Here is a 24,689-nt window from a genome sequence, read left to right as displayed (position 1 = left end):
GGAACGAATGTCCGCACGGCTGTATCAGCGCGTCCGCAGACGGATGACCACGGTGCTCGCGGCGGCCTTCCTCGTCGGCGGCGTCTGGGCCCCACCCGCCGGCGCCGAGCCCGACCCCGAACGGCCCCCCGGCCCGCGGAGCCAGCCCTTCGCCGAACTCCCGCCCCAGGAGCCCGGCGTGACGCTGCGCACGTTCGACGTTCAGGTCCCGCTCGACGAGATCTGCACGCTCAAGCCCGCGCAGACCCCGAACGCCGACAAGCTCATGCCGCAGATCGACTTCTCGACCGCCGAGGACTTCGGCTTCGAGGACAACTTCGTCTCGCACACCATCGCCAACGTCAACGTGCCCCAGGACGGCACGTACACCTTCCGCCTCACCAGCGACGACGGCTCGCGGCTGCTCATCGACAACGAGGTCGTCATCGACCACGACGGGCTGCACGGCACCGATCCCCCCAAGGACGGCACGGTCGAGCTGACCGCCGGCTACCACTCGCTGTTCATCGAGCACTTCGAGCGCGGCGGCGGCCAGCAGGTCACCCTGGCCTGGCAGCCGCCGGGCGCCGACGGCTTCAGCACCGTGCCGAACTCGGTCCTCAGCACCGACGCGGGCGTCGTGCGCGTCACCGCGCCGGGCCGCAAGGAGTGCGAGGGCTTCACCGACTCGCCCGGCGACGGCCTGCCGCTGGACGCCGTCCACCCGGACTTCAAGCTGACCGACCTGCGCCCCGAGGGCTTCGAGCCGCAGGTCTCCGCGATGGACTGGCTGCCCGACGGGCGGCTCGCGGTGGCCACCTGGGGCGGCACCGACAACGTGACCGGCGAGGTCTACCTCCTGGACAACGTCACCGGCGACACCTCGCCCGGGCAGGTGACGGTGGAGAAGGTCGCCGAGGGCCTGAAGGAGCCGCAGGGCATCAAGTACGTCGACGGCTCCCTCTACGTCTCGCAGAAGCACGAGCTGACGCGGCTGAAGGACGACGACGGCGACGACGTCACCGACGCGTACGAGACCGTCGCCACCTGGCCGTTCAGCGACAACTTCCACGAGTTCGCCTTCGGCCTGCTCTACCGGGACGGGTACTTCTACCTGAACCTCTCGGTCGCCATCAACCTCGGCGGCGCCACCACCGACCCGCAGCCCTCCGCGAACCGCGGCACGACCATCAAGGTCAGCCGCAAGACCGGCGAGGTCAGCTATGTCGCGGGCGGCCTGCGCACTCCCAACGGCATCGGCTGGGGCCCGAACGACGACCTGTTCGTCCTGGACAACCAGGGCGGCTGGCTGCCGTCGTCGAAGCTCCTGCACGTCAAGCAGGACCGCTTCTTCAACCACTACACCAACCCCGACGGGCCGTTCGAGGACCGCCCCGTCACCGAGCCCGTGCTCTGGCTGCCGCAGAACGAGATAGCCAACTCGCCCAGCACGCCGCTGTACCTTCAGGAGGGCACCTTCGCGGGCCAGCTCCTCTTCGGCGACGTCACCTACGGCGGTATCCAGCGGGCCGACCTGGAGAAGGTCGACGGCGACTACCAGGGCGCGGTCTTCCGCATGACCCAGGGCCTGGAAGCCGGTGTCAACCGCATCAGCATGGGGCCCGACGGCGCCATCTACGCCGGTGGCCTGGGCGCCGGCGGCAACTGGGGCCAGACCGGCAAGCTGACCCACGGTCTGCAGAAGCTGACGCCCGGCGGGAACGACGCCTTCGACATCGTCTCGATGGACGCCACCCGGACCGGCTTCGAGATGCGCTACACCAAGCCGGTGTCGCAGGAGACCGCCGACGCCCTCGCCGAGAAGTACTCGGTCACCCAGTGGCGCTACGTCCCCACCGCCGACTACGGCGGCCCCAAGGTGGACGAGGAGGTGCTGCCGGTCACCTCCGCGGAGCTGTCGGACGACCGCAAGACCGTCACCCTCCAGATCCCCGGCCTGAAGCCCGGTCACGTGGTGCACGTGCGCTCCCCGCGCCCGTTCACCGCCGAGGGCGGCCAGGAACTGTGGAGCACCGAGGCGTGGTACACGCTGAACAACATCCCCGGTGCCGAGGACAGCGTGCCCACCGCGTACGAGGCCGAGGAGGCGCGGCTGGAGGGCGGCGCCAACCTCGCCACCGACCACGCCGCCTACTCCGGCCGCGGCTTCGTCGCCGGCTACGGCACCAAGGGCGCGTCCACCACGTTCGACGTCACGACCCGGCAGGGCGGCACCTACGACGTCGGACTGCGCTACTCCAACGGCCCGAACCCCGCCGAGGGCACCAAGACGGTCAGCATGTACGTCAACGGCGAGAAGGTGAAGCAGATCCCGCTGGCGTCCACGGGCACCTGGGAGGAGTGGACGACCCAGACCGAGAAGGTCCCGCTGCGCGCGGGCGGCAACACCATCCGCTACGTCAACGAGGAGGACGACACCGGCCACGTCAACCTCGACATGATCACCGTCCACCGCAGCGGCGATCCCGTCACGCTCTTCGACGGCGCGGACCGCTCCGCCTTCCAGCACGTGGACGGCAGAACGCCGGAGTGGCCGCTGCTCGACGGCGAGGCGATGGAGGTCTGCTGCGGCGACATCCGCACCAAGCACGCGTACCAGGACTTCAAGGTGCACGTGGAGTTCTGGCTGCCCGAGCTGCCGCCGGACGTCACCGGGCAGGACCGCGCCAACAGCGGCGTGTACCTGCAGGAGCGGTACGAGGTCCAGATCCTCGACTCGTACGGCAAGGATCCGCTGGCGAACGACGACGCCGCCGCCATCTACAAGAAGAAGGCGGCCGACGTCAACGCGGCGAAGCCCCCGGGGACCTGGCAGACGTACGACATCACCTTCCGTGCGGCCCGCTTCGACGCCGACGGCAACAAGACCGAGGACGCGCGCATCTCGGTGGTGTGGAACGGCGTCACGGTCCAGGACGACGTCGCCGTCGACGGCCCCACCGGGGCGGGGAAGCCGGAGACGCCGGTCGCCGGCGCCATCCGGCTGCAGGACCACGGCAACGCGGTCCGCTACCGCAACATCACCGTCCAGCCCTTGTGATCCGGCGCTGAGTCCCACCGGCCCCGGAGCCCCCTTGGCTCCGGGGCCGGTTCGCGTCCGGGCCGGACCCGTCGGCCGCCGTCGCCGGCCGGTGGGTGCCGTTGCGGTCCGGCCGGCGACCAAAGTCGTACCCGGCGCCGGATCCCGCAGACCTTCGGCCGATCCCTGCCGCGTCCCCGCGTCCGTAGCGTCGTCGGGAACGGCAGGAAGGACGACCGACGATGGATTCCGGAGCACCCGCGATGTCCCGTGACGACCGCCACGCCAAACCCTCTGCCGCCACGGTGGGCCCCGGCCTGGTGTACCGCCTGCTGCTGCTCGGCGGCCTCCCCGCGCTCGGCGTGCTCCTCGGGTGGCTCGTCCCGCGCGTCGCGGACTGGGTCGCCGGACTGCGATGGGCGCCCATGCAGGGCCCGTTCGAGCTGGTGGCCTCCTTCGACGACGGGTGGACGGCGGTCGCCGGCCCCGTGGTCGGCCTGGTGCTGGGCCTGGGCGGCGGGCTCTTCGCGTACGCGATGGCGATGCGCGTGACCTTCGAGGACGACACCGTACGGGTCTACAAGGACGGCGAGTCCCGCATCCTGGCCCGCGCCGAGGTCGCCGCCGCCTTCCTCGACAAGGACCGGCTGGTGATCCTCGACGCCGCCTCCCGCCAACTGCTGCGCAGAACCTCCGACCTGGAGCCCGAGGACCTCGACCGGGGCTTTACCGCGCACGGCTACCGGTGGCTGCACGAGGACCCGTACGCCGGCTGCTACCACCGCTGGGTACGGGACTCCGCGGAACTGTCCGCGGCGGCGAACGCCGTGCTGAGGGCCCGGGAGCACGCGCTCAAGAAGAAGAACGCCACCGACGTGGAGGAACTGTGCGACGAGGCGCAGCGCCTCGGCTACGTGCTGCGCGAGGAGGGCACGCGCCAGTACTGGCGCCCGCTGCGGTCCGCGGCGGGAGCGGCGGAGGACTGAGCGCGCCGCCCGCGCGCGCGGCGCCGTCCGCCGGACGGCGCCGGCGTGTGGCGTCGCGCGTCAGTCCGCGTCAGTCCGCGTCAGTCGGCGTCAGTCGAGGCCGGGCAGGGCCGCGAGGCGGCGGTGGTCGGCGGGGGAGTCGCGGCGGTCGAGCCGGGTCTCCAGCAGCCGCCGGGCCGCCTCGCACCGGCCGCCCGACACCAGCGCGAACAGCAGCGTCTCCTCCACCACCTCGCGCTGCGCCGCGCTGCCGCCGACCTTGCGCAGCACCGGCCGGATGGCCTCCAGCCGCGCCACCGCGTCCGGCCAGCGCTCCTCCAGCACCGCCTCCAGCGCCTCGCACAGCGGCGCTACGACCTCGCGCTGCACCGGGTCCGCGCCCGCCGCGTGCGTACGCAGCCGGCGCAGCGCCTGCAGGTCGCCCGCGGCCGTCAGCGCCACCGCGCTGTGCATCGCGGTGAACGGCGTCGCCGGCCGCTCCACGACCTCCCTCTCGACCGCCGCCAGCACGCCCTCCACGGGCTGCTCGCCGGTCCAGCACCCCGACATCCGGGCCCGCCACAGCAGCGACCCCGAGTCCACCAGCGCCCGTACCCCGTTCACCCGGCCCGGCGCCAGCTGCGCGAACCAGCGCCGCCGCACCGCGTCCGGGTCGTCGAGCGCCAGCTCGTGCAGGGCGACGTGCCAGGAGAAGTGCGCGCGGTGGGTGGCGCCGCGGCCCTGGTCGCCGATCCAGTCGTCCAGCCAGTCGCGCCCGTGCTCGTGGGCCCCGGTCTCGTAGTGGACGTGGGCGAGCGCGTGCACGGCGTGGCCCGCGGCCGGCTCCACGGCCAGGGCCCGGCGGGCCAGTTCCGCGGCCTCGTCGAAGCGGCCGTCGTCCTGGCGCATGAAGGCCAGCAGCGAGGTGTGGAACCAGTGCCCCTCGTACGCGGGCGTGGTGCGCTCCACCAGCCGCCGGGCCATCGCGCCGTCGAGGTCGGTGACGCCGGAGAACGCGATGGTCGGCACGGCGACGCTGAGCGCCAGCGCGTCGCCGGGGTACGCGGCCAGGTGCCGGGTCAGCGCCGCGTCCCCGGCGGCGCCGCCGGAGCCGGCGATCCGGCGGGTGACGACCTCCACGAAGGCCCGCTCGCGGTCGTCCGCGCGCTCCCGCGCGGCCCGCTGGGCGTCGGCCAGCGCGCGCGGCACGTCGACCTCGGCGCCGCACTCGTGCCCGACGAGCGCGAGCGCGGCGTGCCCGAGCGCGAAGCCGGGGTCCAGCTCAACGGCACGGGCGAAGGCGGCCTCGGCGCCGGCGCGGACCTTCAGCAGCCGTTCCAGGCCCGCGCGGTACGAGGCGGCGGCGGCCGCGTGCGTGGACACGGGCAGGCCGTTGACGTCGGTGGGCCGGCGCCGGCCGCGTACCGGCTCGCGCAGCGGCTCCAGCACGGCGGCGGCCACCTCGGCGGCCTGGGCGCGGATCTCCGGCACGGCGGTGGTCTCCCACAGCTCGCCGCGGCGGGCGGAGCCGAGGGTGAACAGCGGCGGAGGAGCTGCTGCGGGGTGGGTCGCGGCGGGGTGGGTTGCGGCGGCGCCGGACCGTGTCGCCGGGGTGCGGCCGGCGGCCGGGCGCAGCCGGCCGGCGTCGGTGGCGACGCCGATGCCCAGCGGGCCCGGGACGGCCGTGCCGTCGGCCAGCAGGCCCTGCCACAGCGGGTCGGCGCACTCCGCCACGCGCAGGCCGGGACCGGTGCAGTCGACGACCCAGCCGACGGCCAGCGTCCGGCCGCCGCTCAGCGTGACGTCCAGGCCCCCGTCCGGCCGCTCGGCGACGTCCCGCACCTGCCCCGTGTGCAGCCGCAGCCGCCGGGCCGCCAGCGCCCGCCGCACGGCCTCCGCGGTGGCCGGGGGCATGCGGTGGCGGTGGACGTTCCAGCGGGCGGCGTCGCGGGCCAGGAAGTCCGCCCGGTCGGCGTCGGAGAGGCGGGCCCACATCGCCTGCGTCAGCGGGCGCAGCCCGTCCACGGCGGGGCGCCAGTCGCCGTGGGCGCGCGCGGAGGCGGCGACGTGCCGGCGTACCGCGGCGCGCAGCTCCGCGAGCGGCAGGCCGGGCAGGTCGGCGGTCGGCTGGAGCGGCGGCAGCGCGGTCAGCGCGTGCGGGCGGGGCAGCTCGCCGCCGCGGGAGACGGCGTGCACCCGGCGGCCGGGGCCCTGGAGCGTCAGCGCCACGTCCACGGCGGTGAGGCCGGTGCCGACGAGCAGAACGTCGGGGGCTGTACCGGCCGGGGCGCCGGCGGCGAGTGCGTCGAGGGCACCGCGCGCCCAGGGGTCGGGGACGAAGCGGTCGCTCGCGCGCAGGGTCTCCGGGGCCCAGGCGCGGGGGCCGGGCGCGGGGCCGGTGGCGATGACGACGCTGTCGGCCCGCTGGGTACGACCGTCGGCGAGGCGCAGGGTGGCGGGCCCGCCGGCGGTCCACGTACAGCCGGTCGCCTCCGTACGCAGCCGGCGCACCGCGACGGTGCCGTGGGCGCGGATGACGGCCTGGCCGAGGGAGTCGGCGAGGTAGGCGCCGTAGCGGTGCCGGGAGACGAAGTCACAGGCGGAGGCGGTCGGCTCGCCGTGGGCGTGGAGCCAGCGTACGAAGTGCGTGGGGTCGTCCGGGTAGCAGCTCATGCCGCCGGCCGGAACGTTCAGCCGGTGCCGCGGGTCGGGCGTGGCGTACGCGACGCCGCGGCCCGCCTCGGGCGCCGGGTCGATCAGCACCAGCTCCAGCGGCGTGCTGCGCCGGATCGCGGTCTCGCAGAGCTGCATGGCGGTGAGGGCGCCCGCGGCACCCGCACCGACGACGGCCACGACGTGGCGGGTGGGACCCGCGGCGGTGGGGGACGGGGGCGCGGCCACGGTACCTCCAGCTGAGCCGGCAACGATGCGTCCATGATCTCGCGTCTTCGGGACCGGTCCATCCCCGGGCACCTGTTGACGCGACGAGGCTACTGCTTCCATAATTCCTAGCACACCGATGGGAATACTAGGAATCGGTGGGAGCCGGCGCCCGAACCGCGGGTGCGCGGGGTGCGCCGGGCTCCACACAGACGGGCAGGGCCCTTCGCGAACCCGGAGGAGTGCGAAGGGCCCTGCTCCCTGTCCCGCCGCCGGTCGCCGCCGGTGGCGCCGATCGTCCGGGTTCGCGACCGCACGCGTACGCGACCGGCGTACGCCCCCGAAAGCCCTCCGGCCGGCGCCAGCACCGTCGGCCGGAGGCGGCACGGCAACGGCCCCGTACGGCTGCGTAAGCCGTACGGAGCCGCTGCGATACCGGCGCCCCGGTCCTCCCGCGGGGGCCGGCGGTCAGGCGGTCGGCGCCAGGTGCTCGCGGAGCGTGCGCCCGCGGTAGCCGGACCGGAACACCCCGCGCTCGCGCAGCCGCGGCACCAGCCCGTGCACCACCGCGAGCAGGTCGGTGGCCGCGTGCGCCGGCAGCAGGTGGAACCCGTCGGCCACCCCCTCCGCGTGCCACTCCGCCAGCAGCCCGGCCAGCTCGGCCGGCGCCCCGGTGAAGTGCATCGTCTCCGCCCGGGGCCGCAGCCCGTGCCCGCCGCCGCGGCCGAGGCCGACCCCGAGGCGCAGGAGCACCCGCAGGGTGTTCGGGTCCCGGCCGGCGTCGGCGGCCTGGTGCTTCAGCGCCGCGCGGCAGACCTGGGCGGCGGCCGGGTGCTCGGCGTCCAGGAGCACCACGTCGGCGTGCCGGGCGGCCTGCAGCCAGCGCCGGTCGGGCCCGTGCACGTCGAGCACCACCGCCACCGGCGGCCGGGGCGGCCGGCGCCGCCGGGCGCCGGGACGGGGCCGGCGGGTGGCGAGGTGCCGGACGGTCGCGGCGTCCGGGCCGGCGGCGGGCGGCGCGGTGCCGAACGGGCCGTCGCCGGGCAGCGCGGTCCGTACCAGCCAGCCGGTCCGTCCGTCGACGGCGATGCGGGCCGCGGCCGACGTCAGCGGCGCGAACCGGCCGGGGGGCAGCGCCGCCACGGCGGAGACGAGACCGATGCGGCTGGTCGAACCGGCGGCGTGGGCGAGCACCGCGGGTACGTCGAGCCCTCCCGGGCTGTCCTGCCCGGCCGTGCCGTCGAGCGTGACGAAGTCCAGCCCGCCCTGCTCGGCGAGGCGCACCAGCCGGGTCCAGCGCGCGTACGGCGGCGGGGGGCACGCGCCGTCGGCGCCGGTGGGGCGGTAGCCGGCGGTCGCGTCGTCGAGTGCTGCGGAGAGGTGGAGTTGGGCGGCCATGGCGTAGCTCGGCTTTCGGTGTCGGGGGAGTGCGGGGGCGTCGCGGGTGGGAGCCGGGAGCGGGTGCGTCAGGGCTCGATCGGCTCGTACTTGTAGCCCATGCGCCGGACCGTCACGATCCGGTGCCGGTGGGCGCCGCCGAGCTTGCGGCGCAGCCGTGCGACGTGCACGTCGACCGTGCGGCCGTCGCCGATGTGGTGGTAGCCCCAGACGGTGGTCACCAGCGACTCGCGCGAGTGCACCCGCCTGGGGTGGGCGACGAGATGGGCCAGCAACTCGAACTCCAGGAACGTCAGGTCCAGTTCACGGCCGTCCACCTGGGCCACCCGGCGCTCGACGTCGATGCGTACGGGCCCGCGGTCGGGCGGCGTGTCCGGCGGGCCGACGGTATGCGGCGCCCGCTGCAGCGTGGTGGCGTCGGCGCCCTCGGCCAGCAGATCTGCGGGGTCGAGGCCCGGCGGCACCAGCACGACGTAGCCGACGAGCGGCTTGCCGTCGGCGGCGAGCTCGCCGTGCGGGGCGGGCTCGCGCACCAGGCGCAGATGGCGGACCGCGGCGGGCTCGGAGCCGGCGGCCGGGGCGGAGAGGGAGTGGGTCATCGGTCGGTCTCCTTCGAAGTGGTCGGAGCGGGAGCGGGCGGGTCAGCCGGCGGCCTGCGCGGGGTACGGCAGCAGGCCGGCGTCCGTCTCCTCCCACGCGGTACGCAGCCGGTCCAGCAACTCCGGGTGTACGGACGCCTTGTCGGCCTGCTCGCGCGGGTCGTGGGCGAGGTCGAACAGCCGGTCCGCGCCGTCCTTGCCGCGGTGGTACTTCCAGTCGCCGCGGCGCAGGGCCCGCTCGCCGCGCACCCGCCAGAACAGGTCGCGCTCGGGTGGGTCCTCGCCGCGCAGCAGGTAGCCGGCCAGGCTGCGGCCGTCCAGCGGGTGAGAGGCCGCCGGGCGGGCGCCGCCCAGCTCCAGCAGCGTCGCGGTCCAGTCGGGGGAGTACAGCGGCGCGTGGCTGACCTGGCCGCCGTCGAGCCGCGCGGGCCAGCGGGCGATCTGCGGTACGCGTATCCCGCCCTCCTGCAGCGACGCCTTCTCGCCGGACAGCGGCCACTGGTGGGACCAGCGCTCGCCGCCGTTGTCGCTGGCGAAGACGACCAGGGTGTCCCGCTCCCGGCCGCTCGCGCGCAGCGCGGCGAGCACCTGGCCGACGGAGCGGTCGAGGTCCTCGACCATCTCGCGGTACGTCTCCAGCGAGCCGCCGTCGGCGTGCCACAGGGCGCGGCCGTCGCCGGCCTTGATCCGGTGGACGATCTCGGCGCTCGCCGCCTCGTCGCCGTCGGCGATCCACGGCCAGTGCGGGGTGGTGAAGTTGAGGTTCAGCAGCCACGGCCGCTCGCCGCGGGTGCGTATGTGCCGCACGGCCCGCTCGGTGAGCACCCTCGTGTAGTAGCGCAGGTCGCGATACGCGACCTCGCCCTCGTACAGGTCGTACTCGCCGCCGGAGCCGAGCTTGGAGTAGTACTCCAGGGCGCCGCCGAAGTTGCCGAAGAAGCTGTCCCACCCGGAGCGCGTGGGGCTGTAGTCGGGCAGGTAGCCGCAGTGCCACTTGCCGATGAGCGCCGTGTCGTACCCGGCGTCGCGCAGCAGCGACGCCAGCGTCGGGTGGCCGGGCTCCAGGCCGGCCGACTTGTCGGCGATCGGCTCGGCGAGCCCGCCCTTCGTCCGCCCGGGGTACCGGCCGGTGTAGAGCGAGAAGCGGGTCGGCGAGCAGGTCGCGGAGCCCGCGTATGCCTGGGTGAACCGCACGCCCTGGCGGGCGAGCCGGTCCAGGTGCGGGGTGCGGATGTGCGGGGAGCCGTAGCTGGTCAGGTCGGCCCAGCCGAGGTCGTCGGCGAGGATGAAGAGGATGTCGGGCTGCCGCGACGTGCGCTCGGGCGCGGCGCGGAACGGGGTTTCTGCGGGCTGGCCGGCGGCGGGGGACGCGGCGGTGCCGAGGGCGGCCGCGGTGGCGGCGGAGCCCACGAGCCCGCCGAAGGCGCGGCGGGACGGCGAGGAGGACATGAGTCTCCCGTAGGACGGAGGGCGGAGAGGGACCGGCCCACCGGTGCGCGGACGGCGACGACCGCGGCGCGGCGGGTCACGAGTGCGGAGAAGCCGGCCGGCGGCTCAGCCGTGACGGCAGACGGCGCTGGCCACGTGACAGAAGTCGACGTGCCGGCGGCGAAAGAGAAGCGCCCGCGTCAAAGACATGCCCACCATCCTGCGTACCGCGCTGGCCTGCGTCAATGGTTTCCATAGAAAATTGGTCGGAAAACTGTGGAATGACGGAACGCGGGCCCCCGCGCGGGGGTACGGAGAGGCTGGTGCGGCGGGCGCGCGCCAGCGGGGCGGGTCCGGTGACAGGCGCGGCACGGTGCGGGTCGTGGCGAGCGCCGGCGGCTCGATGGCCGCCTTCTCGTCCGGGTGGGTACGCAGCCGCCGCCGGGCGGCGTCGTGCATGTCCCGGTGGTGGTGCGGCGCGTCGTCGGCGGCGGGGAGCGTGCGCTCCCGGTCCGTCCAGCCGTCCGCGCCGGGGCCGGCCTCGGCCCGTTCGACGTCGGCGGGGGTCAGCGCGGCCCGGCGGCCGGGCCCGCGGTGGCCGGGCCCGCGGTGGTGCCGGGTGCCGCGGGCCGCGCTGCGGCGGCCCGCGGGCACCGGTCGTACGGTGCTACCCGGCCGCGTCCAGCCGCTGGATCGGGCCGCCGATGTCGAGCACGTACAGCTCGTTGTCGCCGCCCTGGACGAAGGAGGTCACCTCGCCGCCGCTCACGCCGAGGTCGGTCTCGCCGGTGACCTCGCCGTTCTCGACCTGCAGGGCGCGGACGGTGCCGTCGCAGTAGTCGCTGAACAGGTACTGGCCGGCCAGGTCCGGGATCGCCGTGCCGCGGTAGACGAAGCCGCCGGTGACCGAGCAGCCGAGGCCGTCGCGGCCGTACTCGTGGACCGGCGGCACGTGGTTCGCCGGCTCCTCGCCGTCGAAGACCTCGGAGCCCTCCATCCGGCCCCAGCCGTAGTTCTCGCCGCCGGTGCTGCTCCCCGGGGCGTAGTCGATCTCCTCGACCCGGTTCTGCCCGACGTCGCCGATCCACAGGTCGCCGGTCTCGGCGTCGAAGGAGAACCGCCACGGGTTGCGCAGCCCGTACGCCCAGATCTCGCCGCGCGCCTGCTCGTCGCCGACGAAGGGGTTGTCCTCGGGGATCGCGTACGGGTCGCCGCCGGACGGGTCGATCCGCAGCAGCTTGCCGAGCAGGGTGCCGAGGCTCTGGCCGTAGTCGTGCGGGTCGCCGCCCCCGCCGCCGTCGCCGAGGCCGATGTACAGCATCCCGTCGGGGCCGAAGGCTATCTGGCCGCCGTTGTGGTTGGAGTACGGCTGCTCCTGGGTGAGGACGGTGCGCCGGGAGGCCGGGTCGAGCGCACCGTCGGCGACGGCGAACTCGTCGATCGTGCTGGTGCCCTCCGGGTCGGTGAAGGAGATGTAGAAGTGCTCGAAGGCCGGGTCGAAGGCGATGCCGAGCAGCCCGCGCTCGGCGCCGACCGTGGTCTCGTCCGAGATGTCGAGCACGGGCTCGCCGAGGCCGGAGTCGTCCAGGACCCGGACCGTGCCGGCGCGTTCGGCGATCCAGACGGTGTCGCCGGGGCCCGCGGTGCCCGCGGTCGGGCTCTGGGCCTCGGCCACGGTCGTCAGCTCGACCGCCGCCTGGGCGGAGTCGGCCGGCGGGTCCGCGTTGGCCGCGGACAGCGCGACGCCGGAGACGGCGAGGCAGAACCCGGCGGCGATCGCCGAGATGGTGCGCACTCTCATGGTGACCCTCCTGGAGTGGGGTTGAGGGCGTCGTGGGGGAACGGTCGTGCGCTCGCAATGGTCGGGGGATGCCCCTGGTGCGCAGGAGGATATCCCGCGCGCCGTTCCCGATGAATACCGCAACCCCGGCCCGGGAGGGCCCTTGTCCGGGTGGTGTGTCCGCAATGCCGGCTGTATGCCGGGGAGTCGAACGCCGGCGGTGCCGGCGGGGGTGCCGTACGCCGGTGAAGCGCCGCGCGCCGCGGGGGACGTCGTGCCGCGGGAAGGGCAGGAGGTGTTCCCGTGGCCCGGCCGCGGCGCGCAGCGCCGCCTGTCAGAGGTTGCCGACCCCGGCGCCCCCGGTCACGGTGCCTTTGACGCTCTCGGCCGACTGCACGTCGTAGCTGTACGGGATGTCCGCGACGGAGCCGCCGGCCTGGCCCGAGCCGGAGTTCTCGAAGTGGTTGTCGCGGGCCTCGATCGTGCCGGGTCCGGAGCTGCCCTCGCCGAGGTGGAACGGGTCTTCGGTGTTCTCGAAGTAGTTGCCCTCGATCAGCACGCCGGCGTCCTGGGTGGAGGCGACGCCGTAGGAGCCGACGTCGTTGTAGTAGTTGTTGAGCACGTGCACCGGGTTGCCGAAGCGGACCCGCGGGTTGCGCTGGTTGGTGCCGTCGAACCAGTTGAAGGCGTACGTCACGTGCAGGGCGTTGGCGTCCTCGCCGCCGTTGTCGTCGCTGTGGCCGATCAGCGCGTTCTTGTCCTGGTCGTGGAAGTGGTTCCACGAGACCGTGATGTTGTCCGACGCGCGCTTGATGTCCAGGTTGCCGTCGCTGGCGCCCGTCAGCGTGTTGTGGTCCAGCCAGACGTCGGTGGCGTACTGGACGTTGACGTTGTCGTCGCTGCTGCCGGAGATGGTGAGGTTCTGGACGATGACGTTGCTGACCTCGCTGATGTTCAGCCCGCCGCCGCCGCTGATGCGGCCGTTCGTGCCCACGCCGACGATGGTCTTGTCGGACGCGACCTTGGTCATGTCGCCGAGCTGGACGTTGCCGTCGACCTCGACGACGCGCGGGCCGTCGCTCTGCACCGCGTCGATGAACGCGTCCGCGCTCGACACTCTCACGGTCTCGCCGCCGGCCCCGCCGGTGGTGCCGGCGCCGAAGCCGAGGGGCGACGCCGCCTCCGGGGCGGCCTCGTCGGCCATCGCGCCCGGGACCAGCAGGGCGGCGGTGGCCGCGGCGGTGGTCGTCGCGGCGGCGACGACGAGCTTGGTGCGGAGTTTTCTCCGGTGCGTGCGCATGTGTTGTTCTCCGTCCGGTACGTGCGCGGGTGGGGGGATGCGCGCCCGCCTGGCGGCGGCGCGCTCCGGCCGTGGGTTGCCGCCGGACGGCGAGAGGTTGCCGGTTGACGTGTCCGTATCACTGTTTGAGGGGCCGTGCTCGACGATGTCCGGAACCACGAATGGTGCACGGTACATCGGCCGGCCCGGAAGGAGGGGGCCGGCGAGCCCGCCGCCCTACGGCCGGGCCGCGGGCTCCGCGGTGCTCTGCCGCACCACCAGCCGGGTGGCCAGCTCCATGCGCAGCGCCCCCTTGCCCGGCTCGCGCGGGCGCAGCAGCATCTCTGCCGCCTCCTCCGCCATCTGCCGAAGCGGCTGGTGGACGGTGGTGAGCGCGGGGCTGGACCACTGCGCGAGGGGCACGTCGTCGTAGCCGACGACCGACAGCTCGGCCGGCACGCTCAGCCCCTTCAGCCGGGCGGCCTCCAGTACCCCGAGCGCCTGGAGGTCGCTGCCGGCGAACACGGCGGTGGGCCGGTCGGGTCCGTCGAGCAGTTCCCTCGCGTGGTCGAAGCCGCCCTGCACGTGGAAGTCGCCGTAGCGGATGTGGCCGGGATCGACCTGGAGGCCGGCCATGGCCATCGCCGAGCGGTAGCCGTCGAGCCGCGCGAGGGAGCACATCATGTCCTCGGGGCCGGTGATGATGGCGATCCGCCGGTGGCCGCGTTCGATGAGGTGGCGGGTGGCGGCCATGCCGCCGGACCAGTTGGCGGAGCCGACGGAGGGCACGTCGGGCTCGGGGTCGCCCGCCGGGTCGACGATGACGAACGGGATGGCGCGCGAGCGCAGCTGCTTCTTCACCCGGTCGGGCAGGGTGGAGAAGACCAGCACCACGCCCAGCGGGCGGCGCCGCAGGACGCCCTCGATCCAGTCGGGGTCCGGCGCGTGCCGCGTACCGCTCTCGGTGAGCACGACGCTCGCGTGGTTCTGCTTCGCGACGTTCTCCACGCCGCGGATCAGCTCCATCGCCCAGACGCTCTCCAGCTCGTGGAAGACCAGCTCGATGAGCGGCGCCTGCGGGGCCGCCTGTGCCCGGCGGCGGTAGCCGTGCGTTTCCAGCAGCCGCTCGACTTTTGTGCGCGTAGGCCGAGAGACGTCGGAGCGTCCGTTGAGAACTTTCGAAACCGTCGAGAGTGACACCCCGGCCTGAGTCGCTACCTCGGCCAGGGTCACACGGCCGTCCACGTCGTCGTCATCACGCATGGTTCGAAGGATAAGGCACGGTCAGCGGTAACGGTTTGGTCGCACGGCCGCAGGCCCGTTGACCGTCCGCGGTGCCTCGCCTACTGTCCAGCCACATCGACTTTCGGTGTTTGGGACGAAAATTTCGAGAGGCATACGTATGAAGACGCGAAGGCGGATGCCCCGCATACTCGCCGGCGGCTGGGCGCTGGGGCTCGCGCTGACCCTGGCGGCCTGCGGCGACGACGGCGGATCGGCTTCCGGCGAGAACGAGTTCACCGTCCTCGTCTACGGCGACGCCACCAACGAGGTGGAGAAGGAACTCGTCGCCGAGTTCAACAAGACCTCCAAGGTCAAGGCCCGCCTGGACACCATCCCGGGCGCCGACTACCAGCAGAAGCTGCAGACGATCATCAGCACCCCGCAGGCCCCCGACGTCTTCTTCCACTGGGGCGGCGGCAGCATCAAGCCGTTCGTCGACGCCGACCTGCTGCTGCCGCTGGACGACTTCATCAAGAAGGACCCGGGCCTGAAGGACAACTTCCTGCCCTCGGTCTTCGACGCCTCGGTCGTGGACGGCAAGGCGTACGGCATCCCCATGCGCGGCACGCAGCCCGTCATGCTCTTCCACAACAAGAAGGTGCTGGACGAGGCCGGGGTGCAGCCGCCCGAGACCTGGGACGACCTGCTGGCCGCGGTGGAGAAGCTCAAGGACACCGGCGTCACCCCGATCGCGCTCGGCGGCGGCGACATGTGGCCCACGCAGATGTGGTTCCAGTACCTCTACGACCGCATCGCCGGCCCCGAGCTGTTCCAGCGGGCGCTGGACGGCGACAAGGAGGCGTGGGAGAGCGACGAGAGCCGGCGGGCGCTCGGCATGATCCGCGAACTCGTCGAAACCGGCGCCTTCGGCGACGCGTACGACTCGGTGAAGTTCACCAACAACGGCTCCCCGCAGCTCGTCGCGTCCGGCAAGGCGGGCTTCGAGCTCATGGGCTCCTGGTACTACTCCACCCAGCAGAGCCTGGACGAGACGTTCGCCGCCGAGGACCTCGGCTACAGCGCCTTCCCGACCGTCGACGGCGGGAAGGGCGACCCGACGAACCTCGCGGGCAACACCAACAACTACTACTCGGTGATGAAGAAGGCCGAGCACCCCGAGGCCATCGCGGAGTTCCTGAAGTTCATGTACTCCGACAAGTTCGTGAAGGACCAGCTGTCCATCGGCAACCTGCCGACCACGACTAACACCTCGGACTTCCTCGACGAGGCGGCCAGCCCCGAGTACTCGAAGTTCCAGTACGACCTGGTCGAGAAGGCGCCGCACTTCCAGCTCTCCTGGGACCAGGCGTACCCGCAGTCCGCCGCCACCGACATGCACAAGGCCGTCCAGCAGTTCTTCAACGGAGGGCTGGACGAGGACGGCTTCATCTCGGCCATGCAGGCCCTGCCGACCTCCTGACGCCTCCATGACCACACAGATGAAGCTCGCCCGCCCCGCCGCTCCGCCCGTGAAGCGGCAGCGGGCGCGGACCACGAACGTGGCCGACGTGGGCCGCCCGGGATTCCTCTGGGCGGCCCCCGCCACGCTGTTCTTCGCCGCCTTCGCCGTCGTACCGCTGCTCATGGTCGTGGTGCTGTCGTTCATGACCTGGGACGGCATCGGCGATCCGGAGTTCGCCGGGTTCGACAACTGGCGGCAGGTCTTCGACGACCCAGTGATGATCAAGAGCATCTGGCTGAGCCTGCTGCTCACCGGGCTCGGCGTGGCGATCCAGACGCCGCTGAGCATCATGCTCGGCGTCTGGGCGGCGGGCAGCCAGCGGAACCGCGCGGTGCTCTCGGCCATCTACTTCGTCCCGCTGGTTCTCTCCGCCACCGCCGTCTCCGTCGTCTGGCGCGCCCTGCTGGACCCGAACTTCGGCGTGCCGGCCGAGGCCACGTGGCTCTTCGGGGACGGCAACCTCTTCGGCGAGCAGGCGTCCGCGATCGGCGTCCTGGCCTTCGTCAGCACCTGGCAGTTCACCCCGTTCCACACCCTGATCTACCAGGGCGCGGCGCGAGCCGTCCCGCCTGTGCTCTACCAGGCCGCCGAGATCGACGGGGCCGGGCGCTACCGGCAGTTCTTCCACGTCACGCTGCCGCAGCTGCGCAACGCGATCATGACGTCGATGATCCTCATGGTCGTCGGCGGGCTCACCACCTTCGAGACCGTTCTGATCCTCACCCAGGGCGGCCCGGGCACCGATACCACCATCAGCGCGTACTACATGTACGAACGGGCCTTCAAGAGCTACCAGTACGGCACCGGCGCGACCATCGCGCTCGTCCTGGTCCTGGCGGCGACGCTCATCTCGCTGATCATGGTGCGGCTGTCCGGCTACGACAAGATGCGCAGCACCACGGAGGGCCTGTGATGAGGCGACGTCCCAACTACCTCGCCGGCGCGGGCTCCCTGGTCTGGCTCTTCCTCGTCGGGCTGCCGCTGTACGTGATGATCTCGGCGACGCTGAAGACCCAGTCGGACTTCGCCCAGAGCGGCCCGCTCGGCCTCCCCGGCGACGTCACCTTCGACAACTTCACCGGCGCCTTCGACACCGGCTTCGGCCGGTACTTCCTCAACACCCTGCTCGTCACCGTCTGCGTCGTCGGCATCGTGCTGCTGCTGGTGCCGCCGCTGTCGTACGCCATCGTGCGCAGCCGCGGCCCCGTCACCACCGGCGTCTTCCGGCTCTTCCTGCTCGGCCTCGCCGTCCCGCTGCAGGCCGTGATCGTCCCGATGTTCTACCTCATCAGCGAGGCCGGGCTCTACGACAACCTCATCGGCGTCATCCTGCCCACGGCCGCCTTCTGCCTGCCGGTCTCCGCACTCATCCTCAGCGGCGTGATGCGCGACATCTCCCGGGAGCTGTTCGAGGCCATGGCCATGGACGGCGCCACTCCCCGGCGGATGTTCTTCCAGCTGGTGCTCCCGCTCTCCCGGGGCGGGCTCGCCACCATCGTGGTCTTCTCCGCCCTCCAGGCGTGGAACGGCTTCCTCTTCCCGCTCGTTCTGACTCAGTCCGACAGCACCAAGGTCATCACGCTCGGCCTCTACAACTTCCAGACCGAGCGCGGGATCGACGCGCCCGGGCTGCTGGCCGCCGTGGTCCTGTCGATGATTCCCGTCCTGCTCGTCTACCTGTTCGCCCGCCGGGCCCTGGTCCAGGGCCTCATGGGCGTCGGAGGAAAGTGACCGCGAACGTGGCAGTTGAGACATCCCGGGCAGACGCCCCGGACACGGCCACCCCCGTGTGGAACGACCCCGCACACGACGTCGACACCCGCGTCTCGGCGCTGATCGCCGCCATGACCGTGGAGGAGAAGGTCGCCCAGCTCTTCGGCATCTGGGTCGGCGCCTCCGCGGAGGGCGGCGAAGTGGCGCCGTACCAGCACGAGATGGAGGACGCCGTCGACTTCGACGCGCTGCTGCCGGCCGGACTCGGGCAGCTGACGCGGCCGTTCGGCACCGCGCCTGTCGACCCCGCCCTCGGCGCGCTGTCGCTGATGCGCACGCAGGCGCGGGTCGTGGCCGCGGGCCGCTTCGGCATCCCGGCCCTCGCCCACGAGGAGTGCCTCGCCGGCTTCGCCACCTGGGGCGCGACCGCGTACCCCGTGCCGCTGTCCTGGGGCGCGACGTTCGATCCGGCGCTGGTACGGCGGATGGCCGCGGCCATCGGCCGGGACATGCGCGCCGTGGGCGTGCACCAGGGGCTCGCGCCGGTGCTGGACGTGGTACGGGACGTGCGCTGGGGGCGGGTGGAGGAGACCATCGGCGAGGACCCGTACCTCGTCGGCACGGTCGCCACCGCCTACGTCCAGGGTCTGGAGTCGGCCGGCGTCCTCGCCACGCTCAAGCACTTCGTCGGCTACTCCGCCTCCCGCGGCGGGCGCAACCTCGCCCCCGCCGCCGTGGGTGAGCGTGAGCGCGCGGACGTGCTGCTGCCGCCGTTCGAGATGGCGCTGCGGGAGAGCGGCGTGGGGTCGGTGATGAGTTCGTACACCGACACCGACGGCGTACCGTCGGCGGCCGACGAGCCCCTGCTCACCGGGCTGCTCCGGGAGACCTGGGGCTTCGAGGGCACCGTCGTGGCCGACTACTTCGGCATCTCCTTCCTGCGCACGCTGCACGGCGTGGCGGGCGACTGGGCCGAAGCCGCCGGCGCCGCGCTGGCGGCCGGGGTGGACGTGGAGCTGCCCACGGTCAAGACCTTCGGGCCGCCGCTGCTGGCGGCGATCGCCGACGGCCGCGTCCAGGAGAGCCTGGTCGACCGCGCGCTGCGCCGGGTGCTGACGCAGAAGGTCCGGCTGGGGCTGCTGGACGCCGACTGGTCACCGGTGCCGGAGGCGCTCGCCGCCGCCGGCGTGGAGAGCGCCGGCGCGGCGGCCGATCCGGACGAACTGCGCGGCACCGTCGACCTGGACCCGGTCGCCAACCGCAAGCTGGCGCGCGAGGTCGCCGAGCAGGCCGTGGTGCTGCTCGCCAACGACGGCACGCTGCCGCTTCTCCGGCCGCGCCGTATCGCGCTCGTCGGGCCCAACGCCGAGGACCCGCACGCCGTGCTCGGCTGCTACTCCTTCCCCGTCCACGTCGGCGTCAAGCACCCCGAGACCCCCGTCGGGATCGGACTGCCCACGCTCCACGAGGCGCTGCGCCGGGAGTTCCCCGCCGCCACCGTCACCATCGCCGCCGGCTGCTCGGTCGACGGGCCGGAGACGGACGGCTTCGCCGAGGCCGTACGGCTCGCCCGCGAGGCCGACGTCGTGATCGCGGCGCTCGGCGACCGCGCGGGGCTCTTCGGCCGCGGCACCAGCGGCGAGGGCTGCGACGCCGAGTCGCTGGCGCTGCCGGGCGTCCAGCAGGCGCTGCTCGACGCCCTGCTGGACAGCGGCACGCCCGTGGTGCCCGTGCTGCTGGCCGGGCGGCCGTACGCGCTGGGCCGGGCGGCGGGCGAGGCGGCGGCGATCGTGCAGTCGTTCTTCCCGGGCGTGGAGGGCACGACGGCGGTTGCCGACGTGCTCAGCGGCCGGACGAACCCGTCGGGGCGGCTGCCCGTCAGCGTGCCGCGCGGCGCGGGGGCGCAGCCGACGACGTATCTGGCGCCCCGGCTGGGCCAGGCCACGGAGGTGTCCAACGTCGACCCGACCGCCGCCTTCGCGTTCGGCCACGGGCTGTCGTACACGACGTTCGCCTGGTCCGGCCTGGAGGTCGCGGCCGACGAGGCCGCCACGGACGGCGAGTTCGTGCTGTCGTTCCTCCTCCGCAACACCGGCGACCGGGACGGCACCGAGGTCGTGCAGCTGTACCTGCACGACCCCGTCGCCTCCGTCGTGCAGCCGGTGCAGCGCCTCGTCGGCTACGCCCGGGTGGCGCTGCGCGCGGGGGGCGAGCGCCGGATACGGGTCGTCGTGCCGGCCGACGTGGCCGCGTTCACCGGCCGCGACGGGCGCCGGGTGGTGGAGCCGGGCGCGCTGGAGCTGCGGCTGTCGGCGTCGAGCGTGGCGCCGCGGCTCACCGCGGCGGTGACGCTGACCGGCCCGCCGCGGTACGTGGACCACACCCGCCGGCTGCACGCGGAGTTCGACCCGCACCGGGACCCGGGCACGCGGGCCGCCGAGCCCGCCGAGCCCGCCGCCCCGGACGCCGCACCCGGCGGATGAGACCCGCCTGACGGCCCGGCCGCCGGCCGGGCAGGCGCGCCGCACCGGACTCCTCCCGGTCCGGTGCGGCGCGCGCCGGCCTCACGGCCGCGGCATCCCGCGGGGCGGCTGGAGCCCGCCGTCGGTCTTCCGTCGTTCGCCCGCAGGGCGGGCTCCCCGCAGCGCGCGGTCGCAAGGCGAAAGGCGTCTGCGGAATGGGCGTATGCCGGTGATTCCGAGAACGTGGCCCGGGGGTACCGTCCACGCGCGCGCGGCGCTACGCGAGGCCGCCGAGCGCCTCCGGCAGCGCGCCGGCGTACACCACGCCGAGACGCTGCGTCGCCCGGGTCAGCGCCACGTACAGGTCGCTGCCCCCGAAGAGCGCCGGCTCCGCCACGATCACCGTGTCGAACTCCAGCCCCTTCGCCTGCCGCGGCCCCAGCAGCACCACCGGCCGCGTCAGGTCCGGCGCCGCGCCCGCCGCCGCGTCGGGCAGCGCCGCCGCCAGCGCCGGCAGCAGCGGGCCCGGCGCGATCACCGCCAGCCGCCCCGCACCGCCCGACTCCCGGGCCACGGCCGCCGCGACCGCCGCCGGCACGGCGCCGGGCGAGTCGCCGGCGCGCTCCGCCCAGGGCCGTACCCCCGTGGCACGCACCGAGCGCGGCGGCGTGTACCCCGGGTCCGCCGCCCGCGCCACCTCGGCCGCGACGTCCATGATCTCGGCGGGCGTACGGTAGTTGACGCCCAGCGTGATGTGCTCGAAGCGCTTGTCCACGTACGGGCCGAGGATCGCCTCCCACGCCCCGCACGCCCCCGGCTCCGCCGTCTGCGCCGGGTCCCCGACCAGCGTCATCGACCGGGTCGGGCAGCGCCGCATCAGCAGCCGCCATGCCATCGGCGACAACTCCTGGGCCTCGTCGACGATGATGTGCCCGAAGGCCCAGTCGCGGTCCGCCGCCGCCCGCTCGGCCGCCGTCCGGTGGTCGGCCTCCTCCTGACGCTCCGCCAGCCGCTCGGCGTCGATGAGGTCGTGCGCCGCCAGCACCTCCGCCGCGTCGTCGTCGCGGTCCTCGAACTCCTGGGTGCGCGAGCCGTACGACATCTCCAGCACGCCCTGCGCGTACGCGATCCGCTCCTGCCGCTCCGCCTCCGCGCGGGCCCGCGCCGCCGCCTGTGCCGGCCCGTCGTCCCCGAGCAGCTCCGCCGCCTCGTCCAGCAACGGCACGTCGGCCGGCGTCCACGGCCCGCCGGCGCGGCGGATCAACTCCGCGTCCGCCGCGGGCAGATGCACCGGCTCGGCGAGGAAGTCCGCGACCAGTTCCTCGGGCGTCAGCAGCGGCCACAGCTCCGCGATGGCCGCGTGCACGTCCTCGTTCGCGGCGACCGCCTTGCCGAGCTGGGCGATGTCGTCCGGGCCGAGCAGGTTCTCGTCGCCGAACGGGTCGTCGCCGAGACGCTCGGCGAGCTGCCGGGTCAGCCCGTCGATGACGTTGAACGCGAAGTGCGGCTGGGCCGCGTTGTGCGGCAGCTCGGTGTCCCGGGCGCGCTTGCGCGCCGCGTTGGCCAGCCAGTAGTCGAGGTGCAGCGCACCGTCCTCGTGCGGGATGACGAGCGTCTCCTCCGGCAGCCGCTGCCGGTCCGTGAGGTACGCGGCGAGCGCGTCCGCCATCGCCGTGCCGCCCTTGACCGCCGCGGCCGCGGGGGTGTCGGTGCCGGTGGCGCTCACGCCCGGGAACAGCTCGCCGGGGGTGGCCAGCAGCACGCCGGTCTCGCCGAGCGCCGGCAGCACCTCGGAGATGTAGCCGAGGAAGGCGGGGCCCGGGCCGACGATGAGCACGGCGCGGCGGGCGAGCTGCTCGCGGTGCGCGTAGAGCAGATAGGCGGCGCGGTGCAGGGCCACGGCGGTCTTGCCGGTGCCGGGCCCGCCCTCGACGACGAGGACGCCCGAGCGCGGGGCGCGGATGATGCGGTCCTGGTCGGCCTGGATGGTCTGCACGATGTCGTGCATCCGGCCGGTGCGGGCGGCGTCGAGGGCGGCGAGCAGCACCGCGTCGGCGTCGGCGCCCTCCAGCCCGGTGCGCTCGGGGTCGGTGAGGTCGAGGATCTCGTCGTGCAGGGCCGTGACCCGCTGGCCGCCGGCCCCGCCCTCGGTGGAGATGTGCCGCCGCCGGCGCAGCCCCATGGGGGTGTGGCCGGTGGCGAGATAGAAGGGGCGCGCCACGTCGGCCCGCCAGTCGACGACGAGCGGCGTGCGCTCCTCGTCGTCGGCGCGCATGCCGATGCGGCCGATGTGGTGGTCGCGGCCGTCGCGGAAGCTCAGCCGGCCGAAGCACAGACCGTGCTCACCGGCGTTGAACGCGGCCAGCAGACCGGACTGTTCGGCCACCAGCACGTCCCGCTCCAGTCTGGCCTGCAGGGTGTTCCCCCCGTCCCGGGCCAAGGCCGCCCGTACCCCCGCCTCCGCGCCTTCGCGCAGCTCGGCGAGGCGCTGATGGAGCAGGTCAAGGAATTCCTGCTCGCGCCGCATTTCCTCGTTCGGCACCTCGTTTGACAATTCAGCTCCCCCACGGATAGAATGCCCGCATCGCACTTTCCTCCAGCGCTAGTTCACGGTTCACGAATGAGCAGTTCGCGAAAGCTCCATGAATGAGCGCAGAGAATTCCCACAATAGCAGTGCCGAGGCTCCGATCCGAATGCGGCGGAGCCTTTTTCGTGCGCGTGCGGGTTACGCTCGGAGCATGAGCACTGCAGACACCCCCGAAGACGTGGCGCACCTGCTGGTGCGCTGCCTGGAGGCCGAGGGCGTGACGCACGTCTTCGGCGTGCCGGGCGAGGAGAACATCCGCTTTGTCGACGCCGTCAACGCCTCCCCGGCCATCGAGTACGTCCTCGTACGCCACGAGCAGGGCGCGTCCTTCATGGCCGAGATGTACGGCCGTATCACCGGCCGCGCGGGGGTGTGCTCCGCGACCCTCGGCCCGGGGGCCATCAACCTGCTGCTCGGCGTCGCCGACGCGCACACCAACAGCACTCCCGTGGTCGCGCTCGCCGCGCAGGGCGGGCTCGACCGGGTGCACAAGGAGTCGCACCAGGTCATCGACCTGCCCGCGATGTTCGCCCCGGTCACGGACTGGTCGCAGCAGGTACGGGCCGCCGGCGCGGTGCCGGAGATGGTGCGGCAGGCGTTCAAGACCGCGCAGAGCGAGCGGCCCGGCGCGGTGTTCCTCGCGCTGCCCGAGGACATCGAGGGCGCCGTCCCCGACCCGCCGCTGAACCCGCTGCCCATCAACCGCCCGCGCCCCGAAGCCCCGTCCCCCGCGCAGCTGGAGCGGGCCGCCGAGGTGCTGGCGGGCGCCGCGCGCCCCATCCTGCTGGCCGGCCACGGCGCCACCCGGTCCGGCGCCACCGACGCCCTGGTCCGCTTCTCCGAGCGGCTCGACATCCCGGTGGCGACCACCTTCAACGGCAAGGGCGTCTTCCCCGACGACCACCCCAACGCCCTCGGCGCCGTCGGCTTCATGCGCCACGACTACACCAACTTCGGCTTCGACAACGCCGACGTGCTCATCTGCGTCGGGTACGAGCTGCAGGAGTTCGACCCCGTCAAGATCAACCCGCAGGGCGACAAGAAGATCCTGCACCTGCACCACTTCCCGGCCGAGGTCGACTCCCACTACCCGGTCGCGGTCGGCGTGCTCGGCGACCCCTCCGCCGCGCTCGACGGCCTCGCGGACGCCGTCGGCCGCACGTTCAGCGGCGACGGCCGGCTCATCCGCGGCCTGCTCGCCGAGGAACTGGCGCACGGCCGCCGCAACTCCGCCTTCCCGCTCGCGCCGCAGCGCGTCGTCGCCGACGTCCGCGAGGCGCTCGGCCGCGAGGACGTGGTGCTGGTCGACACCGGCGCCGGCAAGATGTGGATGGCGCGGCTCTACCCCACGTACGAGCCCAACACCTGCCTGATCTCCAACGGCCTGTCCACCATGGGCTTCGCGGTGCCCGGCGCGATCGGCGCCAAGCTCGCCCGGCCCGACGCGCAGGTGCTGGCGATGACCGGCGACGGCGCGTTCCTCATGAACTCCCAGGAGCTGGAGACCGCCGTCCGCGAGGGCATCCCGATGACCGTGCTCGTCCTCGTCGACGACGAGTACGGGCTGATCACCTGGAAGATGGAGCTGGAGATGGGGCGCCACTCCCACACCCGCTTCGCCAACCCCGACCTGGTGACGTACGCGGAGAGCTTCGGCGCCCGCGGGCACGCGGTGAAGTCCGCCGACGAGTTGCTGCCCACCCTGCGCGACGCCCTCTCCCACGACGGCGTGGACGTCATCTCCTGCCCCGTCGACTACACCGAGAACCTGCGCCTGACCGACCGGCTCGGCGCCCTCCAGGGCCCGTTCTGAAGCACGCCTCCCTGGTGAT

At 73.6% G+C, this 24,689-nt stretch carries 16 protein-coding genes; 7 read left to right on the top strand and 9 right to left on the bottom strand.

Annotated elements, in window-relative coordinates:
- Positions 1-7 precede the first annotated feature (7 nt).
- On the top strand, positions 8-3,040 hold the full coding sequence (locus T328_RS07850; RefSeq protein ID WP_496495159.1) for a 3-keto-alpha-glucoside-1,2-lyase-like domain-containing protein: 3,033 nt from the start codon (positions 8-10) through the stop codon (positions 3,038-3,040).
- 221 nt (positions 3,041-3,261) lie between these two features.
- Positions 3,262-4,005, top strand: coding sequence for a YqeB family protein (locus T328_RS07845; protein ID WP_496495158.1), 744 nt, complete (start codon positions 3,262-3,264; stop codon positions 4,003-4,005).
- A 90-nt stretch (positions 4,006-4,095) separates the two neighbouring features.
- Here the strand turns inward: T328_RS07845 and T328_RS07840 are convergent, their stop codons facing one another.
- The 8 genes from T328_RS07840 to T328_RS07805 all read right to left on the bottom strand — a co-directional run bounded on the left by T328_RS07840 (position 4,096) and on the right by T328_RS07805 (position 14,611).
- Complete coding sequence (locus tag T328_RS07840; RefSeq protein WP_496495383.1) at positions 4,096-6,837, bottom strand: FAD/NAD(P)-binding protein; 2,742 nt, start codon at positions 6,835-6,837, stop codon at positions 4,096-4,098.
- A gap of 495 nt (positions 6,838-7,332) precedes the next feature.
- Positions 7,333-8,262, bottom strand: coding sequence for an LLM class flavin-dependent oxidoreductase (locus T328_RS07835; protein WP_496495157.1), 930 nt, complete (start codon positions 8,260-8,262; stop codon positions 7,333-7,335).
- Positions 8,263-8,330: 68 nt separating this feature from the next.
- Entirely contained in the window at positions 8,331-8,861 is a 531-nt protein-coding gene (locus T328_RS07830; protein WP_496495156.1) for a winged helix-turn-helix domain-containing protein, read from the bottom strand.
- Between the two features lie 42 nt (positions 8,862-8,903).
- A complete protein-coding gene (locus T328_RS07825; protein WP_496495155.1) occupies positions 8,904-10,310 on the bottom strand; it encodes a sulfatase family protein in 1,407 nt (468 codons plus the stop codon).
- Between the two features lie 105 nt (positions 10,311-10,415).
- A complete protein-coding gene (locus tag T328_RS07820; protein ID WP_496495154.1) occupies positions 10,416-10,943 on the bottom strand; it encodes a hypothetical protein in 528 nt (175 codons plus the stop codon).
- Between the two features lie 13 nt (positions 10,944-10,956).
- Positions 10,957-12,090: a PQQ-dependent sugar dehydrogenase gene (locus tag T328_RS07815; protein WP_496495153.1), complete on the bottom strand. Its 1,134-nt coding sequence runs from the start codon at positions 12,088-12,090 to the stop codon at positions 10,957-10,959.
- A gap of 313 nt (positions 12,091-12,403) precedes the next feature.
- A complete protein-coding gene (locus tag T328_RS07810; RefSeq protein WP_496495152.1) occupies positions 12,404-13,369 on the bottom strand; it encodes a pectate lyase family protein in 966 nt (321 codons plus the stop codon).
- A gap of 216 nt (positions 13,370-13,585) precedes the next feature.
- Entirely contained in the window at positions 13,586-14,611 is a 1,026-nt protein-coding gene (locus T328_RS07805) for a LacI family DNA-binding transcriptional regulator (protein ID WP_496495151.1), read from the bottom strand.
- Between the two features lie 139 nt (positions 14,612-14,750).
- On the opposite strand from T328_RS07805, the gene T328_RS07800 reads away from it, so the two are divergent.
- Genes T328_RS07800 through T328_RS07785 form a run of 4 tightly spaced genes read left to right on the top strand, consistent with a single transcriptional unit; the run spans position 14,751 to position 20,290 of the window.
- Complete coding sequence (locus tag T328_RS07800; protein WP_496495150.1) at positions 14,751-16,052, top strand: ABC transporter substrate-binding protein; 1,302 nt, start codon at positions 14,751-14,753, stop codon at positions 16,050-16,052.
- A 7-nt stretch (positions 16,053-16,059) separates the two neighbouring features.
- The gene (locus tag T328_RS07795; protein ID WP_496495149.1) at positions 16,060-17,007 is read left to right on the top strand and encodes a carbohydrate ABC transporter permease; all 948 of its coding nucleotides are present in this window, start codon (positions 16,060-16,062) and stop codon (positions 17,005-17,007) included.
- Positions 17,007-17,825, top strand: coding sequence for a carbohydrate ABC transporter permease (locus T328_RS07790; protein WP_496495148.1), 819 nt, complete (start codon positions 17,007-17,009; stop codon positions 17,823-17,825). The genes T328_RS07795 and T328_RS07790 overlap by 1 nt, the downstream gene beginning before the upstream one ends.
- Complete coding sequence (locus T328_RS07785) at positions 17,822-20,290, top strand: beta-xylosidase/alpha-l-arabinosidase (RefSeq protein ID WP_496495147.1); 2,469 nt, start codon at positions 17,822-17,824, stop codon at positions 20,288-20,290. Before T328_RS07790 ends, T328_RS07785 begins: the two co-directional genes overlap by 4 nt.
- 256 nt (positions 20,291-20,546) lie before the next feature.
- On the opposite strand, the gene T328_RS07780 is transcribed toward T328_RS07785, so the two are convergent.
- On the bottom strand, positions 20,547-22,796 hold the full coding sequence (locus tag T328_RS07780) for a HelD family protein (protein WP_496495382.1): 2,250 nt from the start codon (positions 22,794-22,796) through the stop codon (positions 20,547-20,549).
- A gap of 212 nt (positions 22,797-23,008) precedes the next feature.
- Between T328_RS07780 and T328_RS07775 the strand changes: the two genes are divergently transcribed.
- The gene (locus tag T328_RS07775; RefSeq protein ID WP_496495146.1) at positions 23,009-24,670 is read left to right on the top strand and encodes an acetolactate synthase large subunit; all 1,662 of its coding nucleotides are present in this window, start codon (positions 23,009-23,011) and stop codon (positions 24,668-24,670) included.
- Positions 24,671-24,689 lie beyond the last annotated feature (19 nt).

The sequence above is a fragment of the Streptomyces sp. CNX435 genome (assembly GCF_059570575.1).
This window is presented reverse-complemented; position numbering and strand designations above follow the sequence as displayed.

Bases quoted from the DNA above. Each gene is read 5' to 3' on its own strand.
- T328_RS07850 (WP_496495159.1), top strand. From the start codon at position 8: ATGTCCGCACGGCTGTATCAGCGCGTCCGCAGACGGATGACCACGGTG.
- T328_RS07845 (WP_496495158.1), top strand. From the start codon at position 3,262: ATGGATTCCGGAGCACCCGCGATGTCCCGTGACGACCGCCACGCCAAA.
- T328_RS07835 (WP_496495157.1), bottom strand. From the start codon at position 8,262: ATGGCCGCCCAACTCCACCTCTCCGCAGCACTCGACGACGCGACCGCC.
- T328_RS07830 (WP_496495156.1), bottom strand. From the start codon at position 8,861: ATGACCCACTCCCTCTCCGCCCCGGCCGCCGGCTCCGAGCCCGCCGCG.
- T328_RS07825 (WP_496495155.1), bottom strand. From the start codon at position 10,310: ATGTCCTCCTCGCCGTCCCGCCGCGCCTTCGGCGGGCTCGTGGGCTCC.
- T328_RS07815 (WP_496495153.1), bottom strand. From the start codon at position 12,090: ATGAGAGTGCGCACCATCTCGGCGATCGCCGCCGGGTTCTGCCTCGCC.
- T328_RS07810 (WP_496495152.1), bottom strand. From the start codon at position 13,369: ATGCGCACGCACCGGAGAAAACTCCGCACCAAGCTCGTCGTCGCCGCC.
- T328_RS07805 (WP_496495151.1), bottom strand. From the start codon at position 14,611: ATGCGTGATGACGACGACGTGGACGGCCGTGTGACCCTGGCCGAGGTA.
- T328_RS07800 (WP_496495150.1), top strand. From the start codon at position 14,751: ATGAAGACGCGAAGGCGGATGCCCCGCATACTCGCCGGCGGCTGGGCG.
- T328_RS07795 (WP_496495149.1), top strand. From the start codon at position 16,060: ATGACCACACAGATGAAGCTCGCCCGCCCCGCCGCTCCGCCCGTGAAG.
- T328_RS07790 (WP_496495148.1), top strand. From the start codon at position 17,007: ATGAGGCGACGTCCCAACTACCTCGCCGGCGCGGGCTCCCTGGTCTGG.
- T328_RS07780 (WP_496495382.1), bottom strand. From the start codon at position 22,796: ATGCGGCGCGAGCAGGAATTCCTTGACCTGCTCCATCAGCGCCTCGCC.
- T328_RS07775 (WP_496495146.1), top strand. From the start codon at position 23,009: ATGAGCACTGCAGACACCCCCGAAGACGTGGCGCACCTGCTGGTGCGC.